Source organism: Campylobacter sp. RKI_CA19_01122 (assembly GCF_025771325.1).
GTDB lineage: Bacteria > Campylobacterota > Campylobacteria > Campylobacterales > Campylobacteraceae > Campylobacter_D > Campylobacter_D lari_D.
On the sequence record NZ_JAKMPZ010000009.1, the window covers coordinates 72,204 to 84,405 of the forward strand.

Here is a 12,202-nt window from a genome sequence, read left to right on the forward strand (position 1 = left end):
GAAACATTTATTGTTTTAATGGAAAAAATCTAAAAATATTTAGAAAGATAACAATGAAAAAGATTTTCTTAACATTTATGGTTTTACTTAGTTGTGTTTTTGCTAGTGATGAACTAAGTATAGACAGTTTATTTAAAAAGCAAATAGGCTTAAGAAGCATTACAAGCTTTTCTTTACTTAGCACAGGAAATGCAAACTCGTATTCTCTTTATCCTAATATAACAATAGACGGAGATCCTACAATTTGGAATGATACAAAGCAAGTATTTTTAACTCAAACTTTCATTTATACCATAACACCTAAGTTTGACATACTTATTTCAGGGGGCGGAAGTTATGCAAGAGCTGAATATACAAACTTTTTTACAAATGAGTATTCTAGTAAAAACAGAATAGGTTTTGATAGTTTATGGCTAGGTTTATTTATACAGGCGATAGCATTGCAGATTTAATTCCACAAATTACCTTTCAAACTGCAGTCGTTCAAAGAGAAAAAGCAATCAATCAAACCGAAAACTTTTATCTAAAATCACAAAGCCTACAAGCTAGTTTAAGGGGATATAGCGACCCTGTTGTATATAGCATTTATATCGGTTTTGGTTATAATCAATCAAGAAAATTTAAAACCCTTAAAATAGAGTATGGAAATAGTATTTATGTGGGTGGGGATTTGTCTATCATACTAAGTCCTAAAATTACTTTAGATTTGGGAGCAGAGCAAAGATTTCAAACCGAGCAAAAAATCAATGGTTATCAAAATTCTGAAGTGCGTTCTATTCCAACTTTAAGTCTAGGTTCTACTTATAGCATTAATTCAGATACCGCAGTTTCTGTTAATGCTAGTTTTGGGGAAGTTCTGCTTCGCCTGATAGTATATTTGGGATAAGCTTATGGAGAAAATTTTAAAAATTTTATTATTTTTATCCATTCTTTCTTTGAATGCAAAAGCAGAATGGGTAGTCAAGTCTTATCAAGAAATTAAAAACGAAAGAGTAATAAGACAAACTTACGAGCAATCTTGCGGGGCTTCATCTTTGGCAACTTTAATCAATATACTTGATGATAAAAAGTTTGATGAGCTTAAACTTTTACAAACTATGAGCGGACAAAAGCTTTATACGGATATGGTAAGCTTTGCAGATTTAAACGATGCGGTTAAAAAGCTAGGTTATGAAAGCAATTCATACCAAATCAATAGAGAAAGCTTAGACAAGCTTGTAAATATTCCAATGCTTGTAAAAATTGAAGATGACCCACGCTTCCCACATTTTGTGGTAATTATTAATCACAAGGGGAATTATTTACAAGTGCTTGATCCAAGCCATGGAGAATACATAAGCTCTAAAAGTCAATTTTTTAGCATTTGGGATAGATATAATAAAGGTGGTTATGCTTTAATTGTTGCTCCTAAAAAGAGTTAAAACCTTTCAAGCTAAATACTCCAAAATCTTTGCATTTTGATTTTAAGCCTTTTAGCTTATATTGTTTTTTATTGTTTTTTGATTAGAGAACTAATTTTTCATCTTAATTGCTCTAATCTTTCTTTTTTAGAGCCAATCTCAGTAATTTGTACTCCAAAATTTCCATCTACAATAACTACTTCCCCATAGGCAATCTTTTTATCACCTATTAAAATTTCTAAAGGATCATTAGCTAATTGATCAAGCTCGATAACTGAACCTATGTCCATAGTTAAAACATCCTTTAAAAGCATTTTTTTACTACCAATACGCACTCTTATAGGCAAACGCACATCCATAATCAAGCCGATATTTCTTAACTCTTCAACGCTTGCTAAGGTTTTATGGTCTTGAGTATGCTCTTCATGAGTTGTAACAATTTCTTCTAAATCAGTTTTAGTTAAAACTTTATAAATTTTCTCATCAAATACTAAGGAAATTTTCTCTTCTAAATCAGCTATTTTTACATTATATAAATATATTTTATGAAAGCCGCCAAGTTCTAGACTATCTGCAACAAATTCACAATTTTCTAAACTAAATTCCATTTTTGGAATTTCTTTTTGTGCACCTAAAGTTGTAGAAAATGCTGAAATGATATTTTGTATAGCTTCTTTGGCCGCGTCCATTTCATCTTCATTTAGCTCACTATTTTTAGAGATTTCTTCTTCTCCCATCATCCACTCACCAATTGCACTCATTAAAACCGCACTTGCTAAGATTTTGATTTTCATCTCATTATTGACACTAAAAGTAGCACTAACTAATGGCGGAGTCATAGAATCTTGAGAATTTACATCATACTCATAATACTCGCTAAATTCAGCACTTTTTCCTGTTAAGCCTTCTATTGTGCTTATGCACTCGTTGACAAATATGCCTAAAAAATCATTGATCATCTTCTTCCTCTTCTAATTCTTCATTTTCATCATAAGAATTTGCCTTTGCTCTTCTTTCATCTTCATATTTTTCAAGCATTTCTTTAATCTCATCTTTATCAGTTTTAATAAGTTCTAAGATTTTAATCGACTTTCTAAATCTATGAAGTCCTACTTGAGCTAAAAATACTTCTTTTTTATCTATGGCTACTATAGCTTTATCATCTGCACTTCTATCAAGTTTTAAAATATCTCCTTGTTTTAAATCTAAAAATTCATTTACATTGATAAAAGTTTTACCAAGCATAGCTTCATAAATCACTTCAGCACGACCGATCAAAGTTTTAAGTTCTTTGTTTCTTGACTTTTTAGCCGAAGTTTCACCCATCATAATATCACGATTTGCTAAACGACTCAAAATACTTTCCAAATGCACAACTGGATAGCATATATTTACCATGCCACTTGAATTTCCTATGATAATCTCCATTACCACCATAATAACAATCTCATTTTGAGAAACAATTTGCACAACATTTGGACTTGATTCTTTTGCTTCAACACTTGGATAAATTTCCGTAACATTCATCCAACTTTCTTTAAGTCTTTGCATAATAATACGCAAAATAGAATCAAGTAAGTTAAGTTCTATTTCTGTAAGTTCTCTTAAGGTGTCAAAACTTTCACCCTGACCACCCAAAAGCCTATCTATCATAGGGAAAGCAATACTTGGATTAATCTCTAAAACACAATTTCCATCTAAAGGCTTAATAGAAAAAACATTAAAGCTTGTCGGTGAAGGTAAAGACATCAAAAATTCACCATAAGTCATTTGATCAACTGAGTGTAGTTTAATCTCAACTATACTTCTCATCATAGATGAAATTTGCGAAGCAAGATTTCTAGCTAATTTATCATGAATTCCTTTAATAGAACGAAGTTGTTCTTTTGAAACCCTATTTGGACGCTTAAAATCATATACTACAATATCTCTTTTATCTTCTATTTCTTCTAATTTTGAAGAAGCAGCACTATCATCGCTATCATCATCAACGACTTCTAAAAGAGCATCAATTTCTTCTTGGGAAAGTATTTCAGCCATTAAACTAGCCTTTCTCTAATCTTCTTAAGCAAACGCTTATGAATTTGTGAAATTCTTGACTCGCTAATCTCTAAAATCTCTGCAATTTCTTTTAAATTTAATTCTTCATAATAATAAAGCTGTATCACAAGCCTTTCTCTTTCTTTAAATTCTTCCAAAACCGCGTTGATTTTTTCTATTAATTCTTCTTTTTCTATTTGTTCTATGATATTACTATCATTAAAACAATTTAGCTGTTCATCTAAAGGCATAACAAGCGATATAGCATGAGCTGCTCTTGCTTCTTTTACCTTTTCTACTTCTAAATTTAATCTTTGTGCTAAATACTCATCATCAGGTTCTTTTTCATTTTCTTGATAAAACTCATCTATAATAGCGTCAATATCTTTGATGATTTTTCTATTGCTTCTACTCATTACATCAAGGCTTCTTAGATAATCAAGCATAGCTCCATTTACTCTTTTTCTTGCAAAACCCCAAAAATTGTCATTTTGTTCTTTATCATAGCGACGCGAGAGTTTAATCATCTCTTCTACGCCAATACTAATTAAATCATTTACATCAATACTTGCAGGCAAACGCTCTTTAAGTCTAAAAGCCATAGCTCTTAATGCGGGCATATAAGAGATGACTAAGTCATCTTGTTCTTTTTTTAGCGTAGAAGCATAAGCATTATGCGGCTGCATGTTTTACTTTTCTTTTTGAAGAGCTATCAAGTTTTTTAAGGTCTTCACGCTCTTCTTGAAGTTTTTCAAGCAAGTAATCCATTTTCTTTTCTCTTGCAGCTAATTCTGCTATAAAGCTATTATTTTCATTTTCATATTTTTCTTTATTAAAGCTTCTACCACTAATTTTATTTGCATCTACAAAAATCATAATTACTATATGGATTAACACATAAAATACAAAAGTAATCAAACAAGTATATACAACTATCTCTACTGCATCTTCTATATTAACTATGGTGAACATTAATCCTATAAAAAAACCACAAACAGTAAAAAAAGCAACAAAATTTTCTGGTCTCATCTTTTTCCTTCAATCTAAAAACGATCCAAAAGCTTTTTGAAAAAACTCATAATGCTTTTATCTCCCACATTATTAAGCACTTTTTGTTCCAACCTATATAAAAGCTTAGAAGCTATAGCTTTGAGCTCATCGCTTGCATTAGTATCATCATCACTAAATAAAGTTCTTTTTTTAATACTAGAACTAATATCTTTACTTTGACCTAAAAATCCTAAAAATTCTAAATTTAAATTATGCTTAATGTTAATATCTGCTACTTTTTTAATATTATCAAAAATTCTTAAAGCCTCATTTTCATTTCTAACTACATTAAATACCATTAATAAATTCTCTTTAGTCTTTGAAGTAGTTTTTATAGTAGCATAAGCATCGGTAATTGCGGCAGGATCAGGTACAGTTATGACAATAACCTCATCAGACATTTCTAAGAAATTCCCTATATTGCCACCAATACCTGCTCCTGTATCAATGATTAAAAAGTCTAAATCATCTAAAATACTTGTTTGATTTAAAAATCTCTCATAAATATTTTTATCATTGTATTTTAAAATTTCATCGCCACTCTCACCTGGGATAAGCCATAAATTTGGCTTGACTTCTATTAGAATATCTTCTAGTGAGCATTCACCTTTTAAAACATGTAAAAGGTTTTTTTCTACACGCACATTTAAAATCACATCTAAATTTGCAAGCCCTATATCTGCATCAAAAAGCCCTACTTTATATCCATTTTTAGCTAGGATGTTGCCCAAATTTGCACTAAAAGTACTTTTTCCAACCCCACCTTTACCGCTAGTAACTGCGATAAAATGGGTATGTTTTACATTTGAGTTTTCATTTTTTACTAGATCTTTTAATTTTTCTGCTTGATTACTCATTTTCATCCCTTCTAAAACCTTCTAACACACAACGCACTAAAAAGTCGCTATTAGCCACTTCTATATCATCAGGTACTTCTTGCCCTATGGAAAAAAAGCTCATCGGAGTGCTAGTTTCATAAAGCAAAGAAAACACATTTCCAAATACTTTTGTTTCATCAAATTTTGTAATGATTAAAGTGTCTATATTTAAAAATGAAAAATTATTATAAGTTTCTAATAAATCTTCATATTTTGTATTTGCTGAAAGCACTAAATTCACATCAATTTGCGCATTAGAATGCGATAAAAATTCTTTTGTTTTTTCAAGTTTTGCCTTATCATACTGTGAATTTCCGGTTGTATCTACTAAAATAACCTCACAAGTATTTAAACTTCTAATCGCATCATCTAAGTCATTTGGCTCTATACTATCAATAATAGGAAGTTTCATCATCTTAGCATATTGGAAAAGTTGCTCTACTGCGCCTATTCTATAAGTATCAAGAGTTATAATACCGGTTTTATAGCGTCTATCTCCATAAGCATAGCGAAAAGCAAGCTTTGCTAAAGTTGTAGTTTTACCTACTCCTGTTGGACCTACTAACATCATGATTTTTTGCTTTTTAATTTCACTTTCTAAACGGCATGGAAGCATATTACGCAAAAGTGAGTAAAAATACCTTTGCACTGCTTCTTGATTTGCTTTCATGGTGCTTGGCATATTTTCAATAGTCGCTTTCATAATCGCTTCTAAATGCGCTTCTTGCATACCACTTGCTTTAGCTTGCTTATAAATACTTGCAAACTCAGGTGGTATAGCTAATTCTTTGCGTAAATCTGCCTTATCATCCCACATCATATCCACAAGTAAATTCATTTTATCATTAAGCTTGTTCATTTGTTTTTCAAAAGCTTCTATTTTTTTATCATAATTTGGATTTGGCATAGAAAAATCTTGATAGTTTGAAACCTTGCTAATTTCTGAACTAACTTGAGAAAGTTTGTTTTTTAAATTTAAAAAATTATCATCTTTTTTGCTTGTATTTAAATAAGGATTAATAGGTTTTTGCTTAGCTTTCGAAGAAAAATCAAGCACTACATCTTCTTCTTTTTTTTCATCTTCAAGTTTTGGAGCTTGAATTTTAGCCTCAGGAAAACTTGCTGTGTTTGGTTTTTTCTTTGGTGGCATAGGCAAATTATTTTGTTTTAAATGCTCTTCATAATCAGCTTCTTCAATCGCCACTATAACCTCATACAAAGGCTTTTGATTGATAGTTTTTGGGCGAATTTGCTTATTAGTTACTATCAAAGCCTTATCGCCATAATCTTGCTTGACCTTAGGTATAATCTCATCTGTGCTTTCAACCGTAAAAGTATGAATCAATTGTCCCATATTTTTCCTTATCTTAACAAGCCCAAAGGCAAAGTTACGCTAATTCTATCATTTACCCCCGCATGAGGCACTATGCAATACTCATCTTTACGCGCTTTTTTTGAAAAATACAACAAATCCAAATCAAGCGTTCTAGGAGCATTTTTAAAAGTTCTTTTTCTTTTGAATTTAAACTCATAAAAAAACAAAACTTTTAAAAGTGCTCTTGCATGCAAACTTGTGCTTACAACCATCACTGCATTAGTAAAGTCTTTTTGCTCTTCAAAGCCAAAAGCTTTATTAATCAAAAATGGCGATGTTTGCAATACTTGCAAGCGTTTATCTTGCATTAAAAGCCTAAATAAGCTCCGAAAACGTTTTTTTTCATCTTCTATATTGCTTCCAAGTCCTATAATGGCTATGTATTTTCCTTTTTTATCAGTCTTTGAATAAAAAGGAAAAAAACGAATTTTTTCTAACCTTCTAGCCCCTTTAATCAGCAAGTTATAACACCACTGCCTTTTCTTTATCAAGATAGACCATATCTTCTATCCTAATGCCAAGTTTATCTTTGATATAAATTCCAGGTTCAATGGTAAATACCATACCTTCTTTTAGCTCATAATCACTTCTTGGACTAATATTTGGCAACTCATGTATATCAAGCCCCACTCCATGCCCTAAGCTATGAATAAATTCTTTTTCAAAACCTGCGTTTTTAATCACTTCTCTTGCGATAAAATCAAGCTCACTTGCCATCATACCAGCGCGTGCTTTTTCTATAGCTTGAAGTTGAGCTTGCTTAACCACTTCATAAATTTGCATAATTTCTTTATCTTTAAAATTTGGCTTATTTTTATCAAAAACTATACCATTCTCATCAAAACAAGCCGTTCTTGTGCGATCAGAACAATACCTTTGATAAACCACACCCGCATCAACTAATAACAAATCTCCATATTCTAAACATTTATCACTAGGTAAAGCATGTGCTTTAGCTGCATTTTCATTAATAGCTACAATAGGTGAAAAAGAAAGTCCTAAAACACCTTTTTTTTGAAAAATTTCACATGCTTTAAAATGTAATTCTTTTTCGCTTTTTCCATGGCCTTCTTGGCTGATAAATTTAGCAAATTCTTCAAAGCATTCTTTACCAAAATTTACAGCCTTTTGCAAAAGTTGTAATTCCTTGGCATTTTTTATAATGCGTTTGTTTTTACTCAAGTCTAATTTTTCTTCAAAAACGATATTAACACTTTTACTAAGTTCTTTAAATTCAAAATAACTAAAGTCTTTTGGGTCAAAACACACCCTATCAATTCCTGCTTTTTCTAAAAGCTCTCTAGCACTAGCAAAAAGATCTTGTGCTAAAACCACCTTAGCATTTTTTATCATTTCGCTAGCTTCAAAGCTATATCTTGCATCAGTGATGAAAAAAGCTTTATCTTCAAGTTTTAAAAACAAAGCATTATCGCAAGAATAGCCGCACTCATAAAAAAGTGCATTTTCGTTTTTTAAGATAAAATTCATTGATTTGCTTGTTGTGCTTTTGCTTGAGCTGCTTTATATGCATTGATTTGATCAAAAATTTGGAAAAGTCCCATTAAAGCCATATGATAACCAAAAGGACCAAAACCTACCACGCTACCTGCACAAACTGGTGCTATCATGCTTTTTTGTCTGAATTCTTCTCTTCTGTAAGTATTGCTAATATGCACTTCAATCACAGGCATATTAATCGCCGCAATCGCATCGCGGATTGCTATAGAAGTGTGTGCATAAGCAGCTGCATTAATAATCACTCCATCTACACTGCCTAAGCATTCTTGAATTTTATCAACTAGCTCACCTTCAAAATTACTTTGAAAAAACTCAATCTCCACATTAGCTTGTTTTGCGGCTTGTTTCATTTGCTCGTGGATATCTTCCATTTTCATATTACCATAAATGTGAGTTTCTCTTACACCAAGCATATTAATGTTTGGTCCTTGTATCACCATAACTTTCATAATCTAACCTTTATTTAGTAAAATTTACTATATTATAACACTTTAAAGCTAAATTTTAGCTACAATTTACCTTTTTAAAGGATGGAAAATGTTTATAATAGCACCCAAAATCATCCTAACTTGCGATGATAAATTTAGTATTTTAGAAAAAAAAGCTATTCTTTTTGATGATAATATTTTAGAAATTGATAGCTTAGAAAATTTACAAAAATCCTATCCAAAAGCCAAGCTTATACCAACTCCAAAAAATACCTTACTTTTACCCGCCTTTATCAACCCGCACACACATTTAGAATTTAGTGCAAATAATGGAAATTTAGTCTTTGGAGACTTTTTAAAATGGCTTGATAGCGTTTTTAATAACCGCGAGCAATTAAACGAAAAAGCCAAAGAAAAATTAATCTCACAAAATATTCATAAAATGCTAAAAAGTGGCACTGCTACTATAGGAGAAATTTCAAGCTTTGGGGGCGATTTAAACCCTTGTGTAAATTCACAAGCTAGAGTGATATTTTTCAATGAAATTTTAGGTTCAAGTGAAAATTTTATCCAAGCAAAAAAAGAGGAATTTTTAACTCGTTATGAAAAAAGCATGCGTTTTAAAACTTCTAAATTTATCCCTGCTATTTCAGTGCATGCACCCTACTCAACCCACCCAGAGCTTGCTAAATTTGCTATAAAACTTGCTAGAGAAAACGATCATTTACTAAGCACACATTTTCTTGAAAGCAATCATGAAAACAACTGGCTAAGGTTTAAAAAAGGTGGTTTTAAAAAGAGCTTGGCTAAATTTAGCAAAAATCCTATGCCACTTTACACTCCGCAAAGCTTTTTAGAGCTTTTTAAAGATCAAAGGACTTTATTTACACATTGTGTGTATTTCAAAGAATGGAATTTGCTAGATAAAAATCTGCACTCAATTACGCATTGTGCTTTTTCAAATAGGCTTTTGAGTAAAAATACTTTTAAATTAAAATCTGCTTTAAAAAATGGTATTAATATCCATCTAGGAACCGATGGCTTAAGTTCAAATACTTCTTTAAGCATACTTGATGAAATGAGAGCAAATTTACTTATACATGATGATTTTGAGTTAGAAAATTTTGCCAAAATGTTACTTTTAATGGCAACAAATAAAGCCGCAAAAGCCTTAAATTTAAACCTAGGTCAAATTCAAAAAGGCAAAATAGCTGATTTTAGTCTTTTTGCTTTACCAAATAGTGCAAATTTAAAACAACTTCCTTTGCAATTTATCTTACAAAGCAAAGAAGTGTTAAAACTTTTTATAGAAGGAAAAGAAATAATATAAGCATCTTAAACAAGAGTTTCTAATCAAAATTAAAATATTTCTGTTATACTTAAAAATTATAAGAATCTTTAATAAAAATTTAAGAAAGTCATATGAAAAAATATTTAATAATATTTATTTTTATAACTCAAATTTTAGCTTTAAATGATTTTGAAGTTATTAATGTTCACAAAGCACACGATCTTAATATCACAGGAAAAAATATAAATGTAGGTATTATAGATTCTGCTTTTAATGCAAATCATCCTAGTTTGCAAGGACAAATCATAGAGCAACAATACTCAACAGTAAATAATAAACCTTATACTCCTGATCTAACAGTAGACACTCACGGATCACATGTAGCAGGAATTATACTTGGTAATTTTAAAAACATTAAAGAACCATATGGGATTGCTTACAATGCGAAAATGTATGGAATTCAAATTTTTGGCTATAACAATGGAAGTCAAAAAATAATTCCTTATAATATTTATGATTATTTTAAAGATAAAGAAATAAAAATAATCAATAATAGCTGGAATACGCAATTATATCCAATAGTAGGAATGAGTCAGCTCGGATGGTATGTATCAGATCTTAAAAAGCAAAATTCTAATTATTTTTTAAATTTAGCAAACAACAATAAACCGCTTGAAGGGATTATAAAGTTAGCAAAAGAAAAAAACATTCTAATACTATTTGCAGCTGGAAATGAGGGTATAGTATCACCTGGATTTAATGCTACTCTTCCTTATTATGATGAAAATTTAAGATCATGGCTTAGCATTGGAGCCATTGATTCTTCTAAAATTACAAAAGATGAAAATGGAAAACTTATATTATCCTCTAAAGCTATAGCATCGTATAGCAATGGATTAAAAGGAGTTGAAAATTTTTCATTAGTAGCACCTGGAAGTTTTGTTAATTCAGTTAATGCTGCTTATAATATACAACCCATTTTTGGAAGACCTGATAAAAATTTATATGTTAAAATGAGTGGTACTTCTATGGCAACTCCTATGGTAAGTGGAGCTGCTGCTTTAGTGTCAGAAAAATTCCCTTTTTTAAATGGAAAACAAATAGCTGATGTTTTATTAAGTACAGCAAATAAAAATTACAAAACTCCAAAACTAACAGTAAAAGAAACTCAACTTCTTAATACTTCCAATGGAAGAAAACAATCCTATTATACTATTATTTATATAGATACGCCTATCCCTGATGATAAAAATAAAATAAAACAAGATTTGATAGATGCTGGATATTGGGGTTTTGAAGCAGATAAGATATTAAACAATCTAATCGACAAATATCCACTTATGCAAAATGCCAATGAAGACTACAAAGGAATACAAACTCTCAAAAAAGAACAAATCTTAGGACAAGGCATTCTAGACATTGAAAAAGCCATAAATGGTATAGGAATTTTAGATGCAAATAGATTAAATTTACAAGATATTACCGATACTTATGGCGAAAAAGAAGCTTACTATGCTATAAATACTCAAGGATATAACGCGATTTTTAGCAATGACATATCTCAAAAAAAATGGGATGATAGTTTACATAGACTCGATGCTTTAAATTCTCCAAAAGATGAAATACAAAATTTAAATATTGGATTTATCAAAGATGGTCAAGGGAGGTTAATTTTAAGTGGAGAAAATACTTATCTTGGTAAAACTATAGTAAAAGAGGGTGAGCTTTCCCTAATAAAAACACAAAATAATAAAGGAATTATAAGTGGAGAGGTTAAAGTTTTAACTAATGGTAAATTTAGCGGAAATGGTTTAATAAAAAATAATTTATACAATCAAGGAATTGTGAGACCTGGAAATCAAGACTTAAGTGATTTAATTGTAGAAGGTCTATATAACCAAAAAAACAATGCTATTTTGCAGCTTGATTTTGGAAATAATGGTAATTCTAAACTTATAGCAAATTCTTATCAAATAGAAGGTGGTAAATTACAATACATACCATTACCTATGTTTTACACTAGTGGCAATATAATTACTATAAATTTAGCTGGATTAAAAAATAATATAAATGACTTTGAAAAAGTTGAAATATCAGGAAACAATAGTATTGATTTTGTTGCTGTATTAGATGAAGATAAAGTTAGTATTAATAAGCCCGCGCCTGAACCAAAACCTGAACCAAAACCTGAACCAAAACCTGAACCAAAACCTGAACCAAAA

11 protein-coding genes and 2 pseudogenes are annotated in these 12,202 nt (G+C 30.5%); 4 read left to right on the forward strand and 9 right to left on the reverse strand.

Translation table 11 applies throughout. The features are described from left to right. Positions 1–53: 53 nt before the first annotated feature. Positions 54–906: pseudogene (locus L8U37_RS06255) on the forward strand (hypothetical protein). Next, positions 891–1,507: pseudogene (locus L8U37_RS06260) on the forward strand (C39 family peptidase). Before L8U37_RS06255 ends, L8U37_RS06260 begins: the two co-directional pseudogenes overlap by 16 nt. 12 nt (positions 1,508–1,519) lie before the next feature. Here L8U37_RS06260 and fliY read toward each other — a convergent pair. From fliY to aroQ, 9 genes are read right to left on the reverse strand one after another with little or no spacing between them, the layout of a single operon-like run. Continuing rightward, positions 1,520–2,359: a flagellar motor switch protein FliY gene (gene fliY, locus L8U37_RS06265; protein WP_133319624.1), complete on the reverse strand. Its 840-nt coding sequence runs from the start codon at positions 2,357–2,359 to the stop codon at positions 1,520–1,522. Continuing rightward, entirely contained in the window at positions 2,349–3,440 is a 1,092-nt protein-coding gene (gene fliM / locus L8U37_RS06270) for a flagellar motor switch protein FliM (protein ID WP_133319625.1), read from the reverse strand. Before fliM ends, fliY begins: the two co-directional genes overlap by 11 nt. Beyond that, complete coding sequence (locus tag L8U37_RS06275) at positions 3,440–4,126, reverse strand: RNA polymerase sigma factor FliA (RefSeq protein ID WP_133319626.1); 687 nt, start codon at positions 4,124–4,126, stop codon at positions 3,440–3,442. Before L8U37_RS06275 ends, fliM begins: the two co-directional genes overlap by 1 nt. Continuing rightward, positions 4,113–4,469, reverse strand: a complete 357-nt coding sequence (locus L8U37_RS06280) for a hypothetical protein (protein WP_133319627.1) — start codon at positions 4,467–4,469, stop codon at positions 4,113–4,115. Before L8U37_RS06280 ends, L8U37_RS06275 begins: the two co-directional genes overlap by 14 nt. Positions 4,470–4,483: 14 nt before the next feature. After that, positions 4,484–5,347 (reverse strand): flagella biosynthesis ATPase FlhG, encoded by an 864-nt coding sequence (flhG, locus tag L8U37_RS06285; protein WP_133319628.1) that lies wholly within the window; start codon positions 5,345–5,347, stop codon positions 4,484–4,486. Beyond that, positions 5,340–6,722 carry a flagellar biosynthesis protein FlhF gene (gene flhF / locus L8U37_RS06290; protein WP_039667960.1) on the reverse strand — a complete coding sequence of 461 codons (1,383 nt, stop codon included), beginning with the start codon at positions 6,720–6,722 and terminating at the stop codon, positions 5,340–5,342. The genes flhG and flhF overlap by 8 nt, the downstream gene beginning before the upstream one ends. Positions 6,723–6,730: 8 nt before the next feature. Then, complete coding sequence (gene folK, locus L8U37_RS06295) at positions 6,731–7,204, reverse strand: 2-amino-4-hydroxy-6-hydroxymethyldihydropteridine diphosphokinase (protein ID WP_263728834.1); 474 nt, start codon at positions 7,202–7,204, stop codon at positions 6,731–6,733. A 1-nt stretch (position 7,205) separates the two neighbouring features. Then, positions 7,206–8,231 (reverse strand): M24 family metallopeptidase, encoded by a 1,026-nt coding sequence (locus tag L8U37_RS06300; RefSeq protein ID WP_263728835.1) that lies wholly within the window; start codon positions 8,229–8,231, stop codon positions 7,206–7,208. Further along, positions 8,228–8,710 (reverse strand): type II 3-dehydroquinate dehydratase, encoded by a 483-nt coding sequence (gene aroQ / locus L8U37_RS06305; protein ID WP_039625266.1) that lies wholly within the window; start codon positions 8,708–8,710, stop codon positions 8,228–8,230. Before aroQ ends, L8U37_RS06300 begins: the two co-directional genes overlap by 4 nt. Before the next feature lie 88 nt (positions 8,711–8,798). Between aroQ and L8U37_RS06310 the strand changes: the two genes are divergently transcribed. Then, positions 8,799–10,019 carry a metal-dependent hydrolase gene (locus L8U37_RS06310; protein WP_263728836.1) on the forward strand — a complete coding sequence of 407 codons (1,221 nt, stop codon included), beginning with the start codon at positions 8,799–8,801 and terminating at the stop codon, positions 10,017–10,019. Positions 10,020–10,111: 92 nt separating this feature from the next. Beyond that, on the forward strand, positions 10,112–12,202 hold a 2,091-nt coding region (locus L8U37_RS06315; protein ID WP_263728837.1), incomplete at its 3' end, for a S8 family serine peptidase.

Coding starts and splice junctions, on each gene's coding strand:
- fliY (WP_133319624.1), bottom strand. CDS start 2,359: ATGATCAATGATTTTTTAGGCATATTTGTCAACGAGTGCATAAGCACA.
- fliM (WP_133319625.1), bottom strand. CDS start 3,440: ATGGCTGAAATACTTTCCCAAGAAGAAATTGATGCTCTTTTAGAAGTC.
- L8U37_RS06275 (WP_133319626.1), bottom strand. CDS start 4,126: ATGCAGCCGCATAATGCTTATGCTTCTACGCTAAAAAAAGAACAAGAT.
- L8U37_RS06280 (WP_133319627.1), bottom strand. CDS start 4,469: ATGAGACCAGAAAATTTTGTTGCTTTTTTTACTGTTTGTGGTTTTTTT.
- flhG (WP_133319628.1), bottom strand. CDS start 5,347: ATGAGTAATCAAGCAGAAAAATTAAAAGATCTAGTAAAAAATGAAAAC.
- flhF (WP_039667960.1), bottom strand. CDS start 6,722: ATGGGACAATTGATTCATACTTTTACGGTTGAAAGCACAGATGAGATT.
- L8U37_RS06300 (WP_263728835.1), bottom strand. CDS start 8,231: ATGAATTTTATCTTAAAAAACGAAAATGCACTTTTTTATGAGTGCGGC.
- aroQ (WP_039625266.1), bottom strand. CDS start 8,710: ATGAAAGTTATGGTGATACAAGGACCAAACATTAATATGCTTGGTGTA.
- L8U37_RS06310 (WP_263728836.1), top strand. CDS start 8,799: ATGTTTATAATAGCACCCAAAATCATCCTAACTTGCGATGATAAATTT.